This is a genomic window from Mycobacterium sp. 48b (assembly GCF_048282725.1).
Classification (GTDB): Bacteria; Actinomycetota; Actinomycetes; order Mycobacteriales; family Mycobacteriaceae; genus Mycobacterium.
Genome location: NZ_JBLVUL010000001.1, coordinates 5,354,303 through 5,369,143 on the forward strand (window position 1 = coordinate 5,354,303; position 14,841 = coordinate 5,369,143).

At 67.0% G+C, this 14,841-nt stretch carries 13 protein-coding genes; 1 reads left to right on the top strand and 12 read right to left on the bottom strand.

What is annotated here, in order from left to right; translation table 11 throughout:
- Positions 1-10: 10 nt before the first annotated feature.
- Positions 11-1,738: a cytochrome c oxidase subunit I gene (gene ctaD / locus ACNQR1_RS26145; RefSeq protein ID WP_418048533.1), complete on the bottom strand. Its 1,728-nt coding sequence runs from the start codon at positions 1,736-1,738 to the stop codon at positions 11-13.
- Between the two features lie 176 nt (positions 1,739-1,914).
- Here ctaD and ACNQR1_RS26150 point away from each other — a divergent pair, with 176 nt between their 5' ends.
- Positions 1,915-2,997 carry an iron-siderophore ABC transporter substrate-binding protein gene (locus ACNQR1_RS26150; protein WP_418048534.1) on the top strand — a complete coding sequence of 361 codons (1,083 nt, stop codon included), beginning with the start codon at positions 1,915-1,917 and terminating at the stop codon, positions 2,995-2,997.
- Here the strand turns inward: ACNQR1_RS26150 and ACNQR1_RS26155 are convergent.
- From ACNQR1_RS26155 to ACNQR1_RS26205, 11 genes are read right to left on the bottom strand one after another with little or no spacing between them, the layout of a single operon-like run.
- On the bottom strand, positions 2,990-4,051 hold the full coding sequence (locus ACNQR1_RS26155) for an isopenicillin N synthase family dioxygenase (protein WP_418048535.1): 1,062 nt from the start codon (positions 4,049-4,051) through the stop codon (positions 2,990-2,992). The two genes, ACNQR1_RS26150 and ACNQR1_RS26155, sit on opposite strands and share 8 nt — an antisense overlap.
- Positions 4,048-4,581 carry a hypothetical protein gene (locus tag ACNQR1_RS26160; RefSeq protein WP_418048536.1) on the bottom strand — a complete coding sequence of 178 codons (534 nt, stop codon included), beginning with the start codon at positions 4,579-4,581 and terminating at the stop codon, positions 4,048-4,050. Before ACNQR1_RS26160 ends, ACNQR1_RS26155 begins: the two co-directional genes overlap by 4 nt.
- Entirely contained in the window at positions 4,578-5,603 is a 1,026-nt protein-coding gene (alc, locus tag ACNQR1_RS26165; protein WP_418048537.1) for an allantoicase, read from the bottom strand. The genes ACNQR1_RS26160 and alc overlap by 4 nt, the downstream gene beginning before the upstream one ends.
- A complete protein-coding gene (locus ACNQR1_RS26170) occupies positions 5,600-6,352 on the bottom strand; it encodes an aspartate/glutamate racemase family protein (RefSeq protein ID WP_418048538.1) in 753 nt (250 codons plus the stop codon). The genes alc and ACNQR1_RS26170 overlap by 4 nt, the downstream gene beginning before the upstream one ends.
- A complete protein-coding gene (gene allB / locus ACNQR1_RS26175; protein ID WP_418048539.1) occupies positions 6,349-7,644 on the bottom strand; it encodes an allantoinase AllB in 1,296 nt (431 codons plus the stop codon). The genes ACNQR1_RS26170 and allB overlap by 4 nt, the downstream gene beginning before the upstream one ends.
- Positions 7,637-8,488 (bottom strand): N-acyl homoserine lactonase family protein, encoded by an 852-nt coding sequence (locus ACNQR1_RS26180; RefSeq protein ID WP_418048540.1) that lies wholly within the window; start codon positions 8,486-8,488, stop codon positions 7,637-7,639. Before ACNQR1_RS26180 ends, allB begins: the two co-directional genes overlap by 8 nt.
- Positions 8,488-10,068 (bottom strand): ABC transporter substrate-binding protein, encoded by a 1,581-nt coding sequence (locus ACNQR1_RS26185; RefSeq protein WP_418048541.1) that lies wholly within the window; start codon positions 10,066-10,068, stop codon positions 8,488-8,490. The genes ACNQR1_RS26180 and ACNQR1_RS26185 overlap by 1 nt, the downstream gene beginning before the upstream one ends.
- On the bottom strand, positions 10,065-10,700 hold the full coding sequence (locus tag ACNQR1_RS26190; protein WP_418048542.1) for a cysteine hydrolase family protein: 636 nt from the start codon (positions 10,698-10,700) through the stop codon (positions 10,065-10,067). Before ACNQR1_RS26190 ends, ACNQR1_RS26185 begins: the two co-directional genes overlap by 4 nt.
- A complete protein-coding gene (locus ACNQR1_RS26195) occupies positions 10,701-11,705 on the bottom strand; it encodes an ABC transporter permease (protein ID WP_418048543.1) in 1,005 nt (334 codons plus the stop codon).
- A gap of 13 nt (positions 11,706-11,718) precedes the next feature.
- Entirely contained in the window at positions 11,719-12,588 is an 870-nt protein-coding gene (locus tag ACNQR1_RS26200; protein ID WP_418048544.1) for an ABC transporter permease, read from the bottom strand.
- Positions 12,588-14,645 (bottom strand): dipeptide ABC transporter ATP-binding protein, encoded by a 2,058-nt coding sequence (locus ACNQR1_RS26205; RefSeq protein WP_418048545.1) that lies wholly within the window; start codon positions 14,643-14,645, stop codon positions 12,588-12,590. Before ACNQR1_RS26205 ends, ACNQR1_RS26200 begins: the two co-directional genes overlap by 1 nt.
- Between the last annotated feature and the right edge of the window lie 196 nt (positions 14,646-14,841).

The window sequence follows — 14,841 nt, forward strand, 5'->3', positions numbered from 1 at the left end:
CTGCCACCCGTCAGCTGGAGCTGTCCGCAGACTCGAGCTCTGGATGGTGCGCGCGGCCCACGTGGGCCTCGGCACGCATCCGCTCGACCATGTGCGGGTAGTGCAGCTCGAACGCCGGGCGCTCCGAACGAATCCGGGGCAGCTCGGTGAAGTTGTGCCGCGGCGGCGGGCAGGAGGTCGCCCACTCCAGCGAGTTGCCGTAACCCCACGGGTCGTCGACCATCACCGGCTCGCCGTAGCGCCAGCTCTTGAACACGTTCCACACGAACGGCAGCGTCGAGATGCCCAGGATGAAGGCACCGATCGTGGAGATGACGTTCAGCGTGGTGAAGCCGTCGGTGGGCAGGTAGTCGGCGTAGCGACGCGGCATGCCCTCGTCACCGACCCAGTGCTGCACCAGGAAGGTGGTGTGGAAGCCGATGAAGGTCAGCCAGAAGTGCAGCTTGCCCAGGCGCTCGTCGAGCAGACGTCCGGTCATCTTCGGGAACCAGAAGTAGATGCCCGCGTAGGTGGCGAACACGATGGTGCCGAAGAGCACGTAGTGGAAGTGCGCGATGACGAAGTAGCTGTCGGTGACGTGGAAGTCGATCGGCGGGCTGGCCAGCAGCACGCCGGACAGGCCACCCAGCAGGAAGGTGATCAGGAAGCCGACCGAGAACAGCATCGGCGTCTCGAACGTCAGCTGGCCCTTCCACATCGTGCCGATCCAGTTGAAGAACTTGATGCCCGTCGGGACGGCGATCAGGAACGTCATGAAGGAGAAGAACGGCAGCAGGACCGCGCCGGTGGCGTACATGTGGTGCGCCCACACCGCGACCGACAGGGCCGCGATGCTGATGGTGGCGTAGATCAGCGTGGTGTAACCGAAGATCGGCTTGCGGCTGAACACCGGGAAGATCTCGGACACGATGCCGAAGAACGGCAGCGCGATGATGTACACCTCGGGGTGGCCGAAGAACCAGAACAGGTGCTGCCACAACAGGACACCGCCGTTGGCCGGGTCGTAGATGTGCGCGCCCAGGTGGCGGTCGGCGGCCAGGCCGAACAGCGCGGCGGTCAGGATCGGGAACGCGATCAGCACCAGGATCGAGGTCACCAGGATGTTCCAGGTGAACACCGGCATGCGGAACATGGTCATGCCGGGCGCGCGCATGCAGACGATGGTGGTGACCATGTTGACGCCACCGAGGATGGTGCCAAGACCACCGACGGCCAGACCCAGGATCCACAGGTCACCGCCGGCACCCGGCGAGTGGATGGCGTCGGTCAGCGGCGAGTAGGCCGTCCAGCCGAAGTCCGCGGCACCGCCGGGGGTGATGAAGCCGCCGAGGGCGATCAGCGCGCCGAACAGGAACAGCCAGAACGACAGGGCGTTCAGCCGCGGGAACGCCACGTCGGGCGCGCCGATCTGAAGCGGGAGCACCAGGTTGGCGAACCCGAACACGATCGGGGTGGCGTAGAACAGCAGCATCACCGTGCCGTGCATGGTGAACAGCTGGTTGAACTGCTCATTGCTCAGGAACTGCAGGCCGGGCATCGCCAGTTCGGTACGCATGAACAGCGCCATCAGACCGCCGATGAAGAAGAAGGCGAAGCAGACGACGCAGTACATGATGCCGATCAACTTGTGATCGGTCGTGGTGATGAGCTTGTAGATCAGGTTGCCCTTGGGGCCCATCCGTTCCGGAAAAGGACGACGTGCCTCGAGTTCTCCGATTGGGGGCGCTTCGGCTACCAAGAGATCCTCCAAAGATTCGTCGGGAAATCCCGCTTATCGAACTGAATCCTAACGCTCCCCGCGCCCCGAGTGCCTGTGGGTCCTACAAACTGTCGTACTGCGTGCCGGTCCGGCGTCGCGGGTTTCGGCTGCGAGGGCCTGACCAGCGTGAAAGCGGTGAATGTTACGGTCGCCCGGTGCTGACCATCCGACCCCGCGCCGCAGTCGCGGTGATCGCCGCGACTGCGACCCTCGCCAGTGGGTGCGGCTCCGCCGAGCAGACGCCGCAGGGGCAGACGTCGATGACCACGAGCGTCACCAAGATCGCCGACTCCGGCGTGCTGGGTAATCAGCGCCGCCCCGACGAATCCTGCGCGGCCGAGCCGGCCGCCGCCGATCAGTCCGCGCGACAGGTCCGCAATGCCCGAGGAGGCGGAGCCGACAGCTCGGATATCTCGGAGTCCACCGAGGTGCGCGGCGATCCGCAGCGCATCGTTGCGCTGTCTGGGGACCAGCTCGATGCGCTGTGCGCGCTGGGTCTGCAGTCCCGCATCGTCGCGGCCGCGCTTCCGGACGGTTCCTCCGAGCAGCCCTCCTATCTGGGAGCCGTCGTGCACGGCGTCGCCCCGGCCGGTTCTCGGAACGTGCCGGACCTCGACGCCGTCAGATCGGCCGACCCCGAGCTCATCCTCGGGTCGGCGAGCCTCACACCCGCGTCGTTCGGTCCGCTGTCGGCGATTGCCCCGACCGTGTTCACCGGGGCGCCCGGCGCCGCCTGGCGCGACACACTGCGTGCGGTCGGCGAGGCCACGGGTCGCAGGGACGCCGCAGCGGACCTGATCGCGAAGTTCGACGACGCCGCCCGCGACACCGGAGCACAGAACGACGCCGGACACTTCCAGGCCTCGGTGGTGCAGCTGACCGACAACGCTGTCCGCGTGTACGGCGCCGACACCTTCGCCGGCAGCGTGCTGGCCGCGGTCGGCTTGGATCGCCCTGCCGCGCAACGGTTCACCGACAAGCCCTACGAAGAGCTCGGCACCACCGACGCCGACTACCGGATCGTCGATGCGGACATCGTCTACGTCTCGTTCGCTTCGGCGGCGGCCAAGGACAACGCACCCAAGATCCTGCAGAGCCCAGCCTGGCGGGCCCTGTCGGCCGCCAAGGACAACCGGGTGTTCGTGGTGAACAACGAGGTCTGGCAGACCGGGCAGAACATCGTGGCAGCCCGCGGCATCCTCGATGACCTGCGCTGGGTGAACGCCCCGATCAACTGATCCGGCCGTCGACTCCGTGTACGGCCTGCTGGCCGAACTGGCCGGTGGCCAGCGACCCGTCGGGTAGCACCAGTTCCCCGGTCTGCATGCGTCGGCGCAGATAGGTGAAGGTCTGCGCGGTCTGGGCGAACAGATGCTCACCGGCCCGCAGTGCCGGCCGCTGCGGCCCGTCGCCGGTGACGAACCGCGGCAGCGGTTTCACCTCGGTGTCGTAGTCGACGTTGAAGAACAGCGGGAACGAGTACCGTTCCTGCGCCACCCGACGCACCCGGTGACTGGTCGCCACGAATGTTCCGTTGGTCCACAGTTCGAGCAGGTCCCCGATGTTGACGACGAACGTTCCGTCCACCGGCGGCACGTCGATCCACTCGCCGGCTCCGTTGAGCACCTCCAGGCCGGGCGCGGTGGGCTTGAGCAGCGTGAAGCACTCGTAGTCGGTGTGCGCACCGATGCCCTGCCCGTCCTGCGCGTCGGCGTTGTACGGGTAGTGCATCAACCGCAATTGGCTTGGCGTTTTGGTGGCGTGACGGGAGAACACCTCGGGGTCCTCCCCCAGCGCCACGGCGAACGCCCACAACAGTTGCTTGCCCACGTCGAGTACGGCCCGGTAGTAGGAGGTCACGGCTTCGGCGAATCCAGGGAGATCGGGCCAGGTGTTCGGTCCGAGCATCGGATTGCCCGCGAGGTGGTCGGGGTCGTCGGCCGGCAGGTCCAGTGCGGTGTCGAAGGCCTCCTTCAGATCGGGGCGGCTGTCGGTCTCCAGACCTTCCTCCCCTACCGGCACATAGCCCCTATGGCACTGCGACAACCCGATGTAGCTGCGCATCTTCTCCTCAAGCGGCAGCGCGAAGAACTCCTTCGTGGCTGCGAGCATCCGCTCGAACACCGCTTCGTCGATGCCGGATCCACTGATGTAGAAGAAGCCGACCTCCCGGGCCGCCGCGCCGATCTCGGCCGCGACCCGTTCCCGCTCTTCGGGTCGGGCCGAACGCAGTCCGCTGATGTCGATGATCGGCACGGACATGAACGCCGCCAACGATGTTGTGCCACTCACAGATTCACTGTCCCTTCAGTTCGTTCCACGACCCAGAGCACGCCGTTGGCCTGAATCTGCTGACCTGCCATGTCGATTGCGAGCGCGGCCCATCGTGGCCCGCCTATCCTGTCGATCACCACCCCACCGGCGCCCAGCCACCCGAAGATCGGCCCGACCCGCACCAGCATGGCCCGGTCTCCGTCTGGTGCCCGCAGATGCAACCCGCCGTGTGGAGTCGTCGGACCGACGTCGCGCACCCAATGCTCGACGTAATCCTCATGCACCCCGGTCTCGATCAGAGTGTCACCATCCCAACGCATCTCACCCTCGTCGGGGACCGGTCCCGACGGCATCAGCTCGACGTCGCGTCGCCAGGAGAAGACGGCACCGCGCTGGACCAGTTCACCGCCGAAGCCACGTGAGTCGACGTAGGCGCTGCCGGCCTGCAACCACGCGACGCCTGTCCCGGTGTCACGTGATCCGTCGGCCTCGATCAGCAAGGTGCGCCGCCACAATCCGGCGCACTGCGATGCGAGAACATCGCTCACGAGCACTCCGTCCACTGCTCTCGAAGCTGGTGCAGCCCTTGCCCGGTCGGTGTGCCCAACGCGCGCACCCTGGCGATCCCACCGTCGGGATAGGCCTGCACCCGCAACGCGGTGACGGCACGGGCATCGACCACGAACACCTGCCTGGAATCGGCGGCCAGCCGGACCCGGCTGAGCACCGGAATGTCGAATGGCACTGCTGCCCAACCATGTTCACCGTTCGCTCGTACCCTGGCACCGAGGACGGCGACCTCCAGCGATGCGTTGAACACGTAGTAGGACGTGTCGATCTCGACGCGCTTCAGATCGGTCGGTACCGCGAAAGAGATCACCACTGCGTCGTGGTCCTCAGGGCCGACATCCCGGCGCCTGCGGGTCTCCCAGCCATCTCCCATGTTGCGCGGCCGGTCGGGCGCCACCAGCGACGCAGCGTCGGAATAGAACGCGTCACTGCACCATTCGACGCGGCCTCCCTGCTCCAGGCCGGACACCTCGACGGTGACGTCGGACCACAGTGCCGGGTCGGGTATCACCTCGCCGTAGGCCCGTAGCCGTGCCACGCCGCCGTCGGTCGTCAGCGCCAGCCGTATGTGCGTCCAGCGGCGACGGTCGGTCACCGGCATCATGTTGTTCGAATCAGGTTTCAAAACAGTGGTTTCCACGATCATCGTCCAATCCACGGAGGGATCGGTCGCGTCCGCACCCGGTGCGAGCACGGCCGCATCCAGCCGGCAGGCTTGCGGATGGTTGCCCGAGAAGAACCGGGTGTCGACGTCGACGGCGCGCAGCCGCCCCGGCGTACCCAGACGCACGATCACCCAGTCGCCGCCGGGCCCGGCGTGACGGCGGGTCTCCCAGCCGTCGACCACCTCCCCGCGCAGGTCGTAGGTACCCGGCACGAACGCCGGTTCGGCCGGATCCACCAGGCGCTCCTTGAAGCCGAACGATTCATCGCTGGCGGCCACCACGCTGCCTCCGACAACGCGTGAGGCAAGGTCCACCCCCGGTACCGTCGGGATCATCCGTCCACCCCCAGGGCACGCGAGATCGGCCAGTGGCTGCGCGGGTTGTCCGGACCTGGCGCGTAGACCCCGGCCTTGCTGGTCGACAAGCCCAACCCGACCACGGCCTGGGCGAGACCAACCGCCGCGGCGACACCGTCGACGACGGGCACGCCCAGCTTGGCGCTGACCGCCTCGACCACTCCGGACATCCCCGCACACCCGAGACAGATCACGTCGGCACCGTCGTCGCCGATCGCCCGCGCCGCTTCGTCCACGATGGCCTGGATCGCGCCTTGCGGGTCGGCATCGACTGTGGCGGTGTCGAGTCCGCAAGCCCGTACCGACGCACAGTGCGCGTCGAGCCCGGCCAGCACCAGCCGGTCCTCGATCGGGGCCACCGATCGGGCCAGCGTGGTCACGACGGAGAACCTCCGGCCGATCAGATGCGCGACGTGAGCCGAACATTCGGCGATGTCGAACACCGGCACGGTCAGCATCTCGGCGAGCGCATCCCTGCCGTGCTCTCCGAACCCGGCCACCACGACCGCGTCGAAATCGAATTCACCCGCGTCGGTCAGCGTGGTGACCAGGTCCATCATCCCGACCGCAGCCAGGTAGCTCTCGGCGGCCGAGTCGATCGCCACACTGCCGAACCGCGGCGCCAGACAGATGATCTCGGTCCCGGTATGCGCCACGTCGGTGGCCGCTGCGGCGATCTCGGTGGTCATCGACGCCGAGGTGTTGGGATTGAGCACCAGAATCCTCATGCGGCCACCTTCTCCAGCACCGGCACGCCGGCCACCCAGGTTTGCAGCACCGCACCCCGGACCGTCACCCCGTCGTACGGGCTGACCCGGTGGCGGTGGAGCAGATCATCCGTGTGCACGGGTGTTTCCGCATCGGGGTCGAACGCGCACAGGTCGGCCCGAAGTCCGGGCGCGATGCTTCCCCGATCGCCGAACCCGGCAAGCGCGGCAGGCTGTTGCGCCATCCAGCGACTCAGATCAGGCAGTCCGAACCCGCGTTGCGCGGCATGTGCCCACACCGCGCCCGGCCCGACCTGCAAGGAGCTGACCCCGCCGAAAGCCTGGCCGAAATCCCCGTCCGCCTTGAGTTTCGGAGAGCACGGCGAGTGATCCGACACCACCATGTCCAGGGTCCCGTCCAGCAGGCCATCCCACAGTCGGTCACGGTTGGCGGCGTCCCGAACAGGTGGGCACGCGGCGAACTCCGTGCCGCCGTCAGGAATCGCCTCCGCGGTGAACGTCAGGTAGTGCGGACAGGTCTCGGCTGTGACCGGAATACCCGCACGTCTGGCATCGGCAAGCATCGGAAGCACGTTTGCGCTCGACACATGCACGATGTGGGCGCGCGCCCCGCTCGCGGCCGCTGTATCGACCACGAGCCCCACCGCGTCCTCTTCGGCGGCGTCGGGCCGGGACCGGAGAAACGACGCGTAGCGCCGCCCATGCGGCGGCGTGCTGTCGGCGATCACCCGATGGCTTTCGGCGTGCACCAACAGGACCGAACCGAGTTCGGCGATCCGACTCATCGCGGTCCGGAACTGCGCGGGGGTCAGATACCCGAAGTCGGGATTGCCGGAGTCGGCGAGGAAGCATTTGAAGCCGCGCACACCCGCGGCCGCCAGCGACCCCAGCTCATCCAGATTCTCGGGCACGACACCCGCCCAGAACCCCACGTCGACGCGGCAGTTCCCCTCGGCCACCGCCTGTTTCGTTCTCAAGGCCGCTACGGTCGTGGTCACCGGACGGCAATCCAGCGGCATATCCACGATGGTGGTGATCCCGGCAACGGCCGCCGCGGCGGTCGCCGTCCGGAATCCCTCCCAGTCCGTGCCCGGTTCGTTGACGTGGACATGGGTGTCGACGAATCCGGGTAGCAGCACCGTGTGGTCCGGCAGATCGATCTCGACCGGTGCCACGGCTGCGGCATCCACCACCCCGACGTCCGTGATGACTCCGTCGGTGACCGCCACAGACGCCGGCCGTAGCTCCCCGTCGAGCAGCACCCGCTGCGCCCGGAGCACGAGGTCAGCCATGAGGGGCTCCCGAGGTGACGGGTCCGAAGCGCCCGTGAAAGTGCTCCGTCAGCCCGGGCCACACCTCTGGGTCATGGCCGGGAATCAACTGATATCCCTTGTCGCGAGCCAGCTTCTTGAGCTTGCGGATCGGTTCGACCGTTTCCTCGGGCTCGACGTCGATGAATCCTCCGATCGGGAGTTCATGCTCGATGTTCTCCGTCAGATCCGCGGCGTCGAAGGCGAACACGAACCCGCCACCACCGACGGACTCGTCGAGCTCCACCGCGAAACTCTGATGTCCGGGCGTGTGTCCGTACGTCGGGATCGCGGTGATGCCGGGCGCGATCGTTGCCTCACCGTCGGCCAGCCGCCAGTCGATGTTCGGATCGTCGAAGTCCACCCGGACGATCGCGTTGCGTTCCGGCTCTGGGTGATTCGACAGGCCGTACTCGAGCTCGCGACGTTGGGCGTGCACCGGAACCTTGCCGGCGAACAACTTGAGCCCGCCGGCATGGTCGTGGTGCAGATGGCTCACCGCGACGGTGTGGATGTCGTCGAAGTCGACGCCGACCTCGGCCAGCCGCTGCTCGATCGGCTCGCCGGGCCCCGGTAGCACCGGCCGGTACTCCACCGTCGGGAAGAACCGGCGGTACAACGCGGGGTCACGGACGAGCGCGGTGTTGAATCCCGTGTCGAGCAGCACCCAGCCCCCGTCGGTTTGGAGCAACACGCCCGGTACCGGTTCGCGCATGCGTTCCGCGGCCGGCGCTCCATACACCGAGACCGATTTCGGCAGCTCCTCCCAACCCAGCGTGAGCAGAATGATGTGGCGGACTCCGCTCTTGCGGACCAACGTCGCCATCAGCCCACCGAGAGCGCGGCGAGTCGCAGCGAGTTGGGATTGGTCACCACATGGGCCTGTTCGACGCCCTTGAGCCAGGGTTGGGCCACCACGAAGTCGTTGACGTCGGCGATGTTGAGCCAGCAGCCGGTCTTCACGGCTTCCAGCCCGGCCCGCGAGAACACCGCGGAATCACCGGTGGGCAGGCCACTGGCCAACGCCTCGGTGACCGGTGGTGCCGAGCACCCGAGGTAGTTCAGCCCGCCGTCGGGATCCCACGAGATGTGCCCCCAGGTGTAGGGCGACGGCGCGTCGGGCCATGCCAGGGCGGTGAAGATCTCCGGAGCCGACTGACCGTCGGTGCCGACCCAACCGTAGATTTCTGACGTCGGGTAGGCCTGCACCTTGGCGGTCAGTCCCGCCGCGGCGAGTTGCGTCTGCAGGAGATTGCTGACCAGCTGATTGTCGGGATTGCTGGAGTCGTAGCCGATCGTGATGGCTTTCTGATCGGCGGGCAGTGCCGCTGCGATGCCGCTGAGCGCCGAGGGATCGTGAGCCACACCCTGATTGGCGAAATCCGAGGCCATCATGTTGGGCGGATAGATCTGTCCGGCCACGTCACCGCGTCCGAAGTATGTCTGCTTGACCAGCTCGTCGACGTTGATCGCCTGCAGCACCGCGGTGCGGTTCCTGGCGTCGGTCATCATGCCCTTGTGCGGGTTCACGTACAGGTAGTTGGACATCATGGTCGGCAGCGAGTAGTTGGCGAATGCCTTGTTGTCCAGGTAGGACTGGACCGCCGACGAAGGCAGGTCATGCAGGATCGCGGCGAGCTGTCCGTTGTTGAACTGCAGCTGTTGTGCCGAAACGTCGGTTATCACCGGCATCTCGATCTTCTCGAAGTACGGCTTGGAGCCCCAGTACTCCGGGAACGACGCCAGCGCATAGCGCGATCCGACCTCGGCTGCGGTGAGCGTGTACGGACCGGTTCCCAGATCGTGATTCGTCAGGTAGCTCTGTGCGTGATCGGAACCCGCGTTCTGTTGGAGGCCCGCAGGGCTCAGCATCCTGGGTCCGTATGCGCACGCGAGATAGTCGAGAAAGGCCGCATTGGGCGCCTTCAGGGTGATGGTGACGTCGTAATCACCGTGCGGGGTGACCGATTCCACGTCCTTGACCATGTAGGCCGGGCCCTGGTCGACCGCCAGTCTGCGATCGAAGGACGCCTTGACGGCATCCGCGGTGAACGGTGTGCCGTCATGGAACTTGACGCCTTCGCGCAGTTTGAAATCGAACACCCTGTTGTCCGGCGACGCTTTCCACTCGGTGGCCAGCAGAGGTTCCAGTACGGGCTTGTCTGTCCCCGCCTTGTACTGCAGCAGCCCCTCGTAGATGTTGGTGGTCAGCAACAGGCCCTGGCCGGCGTAGTAGATGTCAGGGTCGGGCGGCTGACCGGGGTCCTGCAGGAACGACAGGTGCAGCACCTTGTCGGTGGGCGCCGCACTGGGTGTGCCACCGCCGGAATCCGATCCGCCACAGGCGCTCAGCATCAATGCGGCCACCGCGCTCACGGCGGCCATGGTCTTCCATCGCTTGATCATCGGGCGGCTCCTTCGAGGACGGGCTGGGACGTGGCGAGTTCGGAGAAGGCGGCGAGAATCTCGTCGGAGGTTCGTAACGCGCCGGTCTGCAGGTACTCCATGGCATCGAGCGCGGCGTCGTGCCGGTATTGCGACGATCCGCCCACGCAGTCGGTGACGACGCGGACGTAGAAATCCCGCTGGTGGGCATCGGCGAAGGTGTAGTGCACACACACATCGGTGAGTCCGCCGATGAGGATGAGCGTCGACGCCTTGAGGCCTGACAGCACGATCTCGAAATCCGTTCCGATGAAACCGGAGTAGCGCCGCTTCACGATGTGGAACTCGTCGGGCAGCGGCCGCAGGGTGGGCTCCAGGTCGGTGCCCGGCTGGCCCTCGACGCAGTGGACGCCCTCGGTGCCGTCCAGCTCGCGGCCGAAGTCGATGCCGCTGGGCCGGTGGACTTCCTGGAAGAACACCACCGGCACATCGGCCGCACGTGCCGCGGCGAGCAGCTTCTCGGCGATGGCGACGCGCTCGGCGTGACCGGGCATCACCGGAATCCCGGCGTCCTGGGCCGACATTCCACCGCCTTCCTGTATGTCGACCACGACAAGAACCGGATTACCCACGATGAGTGGCTGTTTGGGCACCTAACCTCCTATTGCTGCGATACGGGGATCGGCTGCCGCCTGGAGCAGGTCCACGGCGGTGTTGATGACTACGTAGAGCGCACCCAGCATCAAGGTGACGCCCGCGATGGCCGGGAAGTCGGCGACCGGGATGCTCTGCGCGATGTACTGGCCGATACCCGGCCATCCGAACACCTGCTCGACGACGAGCACGCCCGAGAACATCAGGCCCACTTGAAGACCGGTCATCGACAACGCGGACCCGACCGAGTTGCGCAGCACGTGGCGCGTCATGATCCGGCGCTCGGACAGTCCCTTGGCCCGGGCGGTCCGCGCGTAGTCGCTGTCGATGTCGGTCATCAGGCTGCTGCGCAACACCCGCCCGATCGCCACGGCGGGCGCGATCGCGATCACCAGGGCCGGCAGCATCAGATGCTGTAGTGCGTCGACCACCACGTCGAACCGGCCGTGCACGAGTCCGTCGACGGTGAGCAGGCCTGTCGGACCGGTAGGCGGATTCGGCACGGCGATACGCCCGTTGGCCGGTACCCACCCCAGGTTCTGGTAGAACACGATCAGCCCGAGGATGCCGAGCAGGAACATCGGTGCTGCGGCACCGGTGAACAGCACCGCCCGAAGCACCTGAGCCCCAGGCCATTTCAAGGTGGTGCTGAACGCCAGCAGGGCCGCCAGCACCAGCGCGATGGCAATCCCGAAGAGCGCGAGTTCCAAGGTCGCCGGCAGAAAGCTGCCGAGGTCCGACAACACCGGGTGACGGGTGCGATAGGAGGTTCCGAGGTCACCGGTCACCGCGTTGGTCAGGTAATGCCAGAACTGTACGAGCACAGGCTCGTTCAGGCCGAGTTCCTCTCGCCTGTCGGCGACTGCCTGCGCCGAGGCCTGGGCCCCCAACTGCGCCTTCACGGGGTCCAGCGGCGAGACGTGCTGGAGCACGAACATCACTCCGGTGAGGGCGATCAGGATGGCGGCCATCGCACCGAGCCGCGAAGCCACGAAGGTCTTCACTCAAATGCTCCTCTCACCGGTTCTTCATCAGATTGCGCAGGCAGTCCCCGGCGATGTTCCCCACGAGTGCCAGCACCAGGACGCCCAGACCCGGCATCACCGGAATCCACCACTGCTGCAGGAAATAGCTGAGGTTGCGGGCTGAGTCGGCACCCAGTTCAGGTGCGGGCGCGGCCTGCCCGAGCCCGAGGAACGACAATGCGGCGACCGTGAGGATCAGCGTGCCCAGATCCAGGCTGGCGGCGACGAGAGCGTTCGGCACCGCACCGGGGAGAAGGTGGCGCGTCGCGAGCCGGAATCTGCTCACCCCGGCGAGTTTGGCGGCCTCTACGTGTGGCCGGGCAGCCAGGCGGGCAATCTCGCCGCGTACCAGCCTGGCGTAGAACGGCCACCAGACGATCGACACCGCGATCAGGGTGTGCACGAAACCCGGTCCGAGCGCGGCGACTACGGCGATCGCGAGCACCGGGGCGGGCAGGGACAGAAACGCGTCGGTGACGCGCATCAACATGGAGTCGATCCAGCCTCCCGACGCGCCCGCGATCAGGCCGACCAGCCCGCCGATCGCCAGGCCGGCGGTGACCACGACCAGCGCCGCGAACCAGCTGGAACGGGCGCCGTAGAGAACTCGGGACAGGATGTCGCGGCCGACGCTGTCGGTGCCCAGCAGGAACCCGTTCTTCCCCGGGGCTTGCAGTGGCATGCCCACCGGTGTGAGCGGGTCGTGCGGGGCGATCAGCGGCACCGCGATGACGAGCATCGTCAGCACGATCACCATCGAGAACCCGGCCCAGTTGAGCACCGTGGACCGCGGCCATGACCACGACAACCGCGGGCGCGTACGCCCGCGGTTGAGCGTGGGGAACGCAACGGCAATCGCCATCAGACCGCCCGCCTTTCGATACACGCAACGAGATGGGGGTTGCCCGGTGTGCCCTCCAACCGGACGTCGAGTTCACTGCCGGCACACGCCGGTACCGAGATCGGGCATCTCGGGTGGAATGCGCAGCCATCCGGCGGCGACAGTGGGCTGGCCGGCTCGCCGGGCAGCACGTGGGATTCGCGGCCCAGGTCGGGGATCGCATCGACGAGCGCCCGGGTGTACGGATGGGCCGGGTCGCCGATCACACGATCCGCGGGCCCGATCTCGACGATGCGACCCAGGTACATCACGGCGATCCGGTCAGCCACCACCCGGGCGACGGACAGATCGTGGGTGACGAAGACGACGGACATGTCCAGGCTGCGGCGCAGGTCCCCGATCAGGTTGAGGACGGACGCCGCCAACGACACGTCCAGCGCACTGGTCGGCTCGTCGCACAGCAGCACCGACGGTGGTACGACGGTGGCCCGAGCGAGCGAGACCCGTTGGCGCTGACCGCCGGACAGCTCCCCTGAGCGCGCTTTGGCCACCTCGGCGGGGAGACCGACCCGGTCGAGTACCTCCGCCACGGCGGCGCGGCGCGAACCCGCCGACATCTTGGTGCCGCGCAGGCGTTCGGCGATCAGCTCACCGACCGTCAACCACGGTGTCAGCGATGCGCCGGCGTCCTGGAAGACCATCTGCGGGCGTTGACCACCGGCCACCTGGACGGATCCCGAGGTCGGACTTTCCAGCCCGGCGATGATCCGCAACAGTGTCGACTTACCCGAACCGCTCTCCCCGACCAATGCAACGGATTCGCCTTGGCGCACACGCATGGTCACGCCGCGCAGCGCGTGCAGCTTCCCGTGATTGTCCGCCGAACGATCCAGCCACCGTCGCGATACCGCGAACGTCTTGGCGACATTGGCCAGCGCCACAGCCGGCGGCTGCTCGGAGTCGACCGGCTCCGTGGCCTTGGTCGCGAACAGTTCCCCGGCATCGGCGGTCGAGGGCCCCACCGTGCCGGCGAAGTCCGCCATCGGCCGGATACACGCACTGACCCGTTCCGCCGCAACGACAATGGGTTCCGGTAGCGACGTCGAACAGTCCCCGGAGGCAACGGCACACCGTGGTTCGAAGGCACATCCGGGCAACGGCGAGGCCGGGCTGGGCACCGCGCCGGGCAGCGCCGCGAGCTTCCGGTCCCGTGCGGTGTCCAGGGTGAGCCGGCTGGCCAGCAGTCCTTTCGTATAGGGATGGGCAGGGCTGGCCAGCACCTCGGATGCGGGGCCGATTTCGGCGATACGCCCGGCGTAGAGCACCGCGATGCGGTCCGAGATCTGAGCGGCAACGCCCAGGTCATGGGTGATCAGCACGATGCTGCAACCGATCTCGTCCCGCAGCCGCTGCAGCAGGCGTAACACCTGGGCTTGCACCGTGACATCGAGCGCTGTGGTCGGCTCGTCGGCGATGACGAGTTCGGGGTCCCCCGCGACTGCCATCGCGATCATCACCCGCTGACGCAGCCCGCCGGAGAGTTCGTGCGGATATGCGCTCATCCGGCGTTTGGGTTCCGGAATGCCGACCGCGGTGAGCAGACGCAGCGCCTCGTGCTCGCTGCCGGCCGCCTCCGCGACCTGCTTGCCGATCCGCATCGTCGGGTTGAGCGAGGTCATCGGATCCTGGAACACCGCACCGAGGTCGAGGCGGCGCACCTTACGCAACGCCTTGGTTCCGCCGTTGACCATATCGGAGTTCGCCACCCGGACCGTGCCGTCGATCTTGGCGCTCTTGGGCAGCAGACCGAGCATCGTGAAGCCCAGAACGGTTTTGCCGGAACCGGATTCACCGACCAGCCCGATGATCTCCCCCGGGGCGACGGTGAGAGAGACTCCGCGCAGCGCGTGGACGTTGCGGCCGTTGCGGCGAAAGGTGACGCGCAGCGCGTCGACGGCGGCCACCGGTTGTGGCGGCGAGAGTGTCCCTGTCCCAGCGGGTGTCGCCGAGTCGGCAACCGCGGGGTCATCGGTCCCGAGATCCGCGGGGAAGGTCATGTCGATCGTGGCCTCAGCCATCGTGGGCCTCCCGGAAGCGATTTGGCGATTTCGCGTCACCACCCTGTGCCGCAGCCTGTCGAGCGACAGTTTTCACCGGAGGCGGCGTCGCTGGGTGTCGGAGGCGTTAATGAGGTGTAAAGGAATTGACGGGCCCGGTAACCGTCTCGTGTCGCGCGTTTCTATCGAGTGACCGATACCGTGTGCGCTGGCTCTT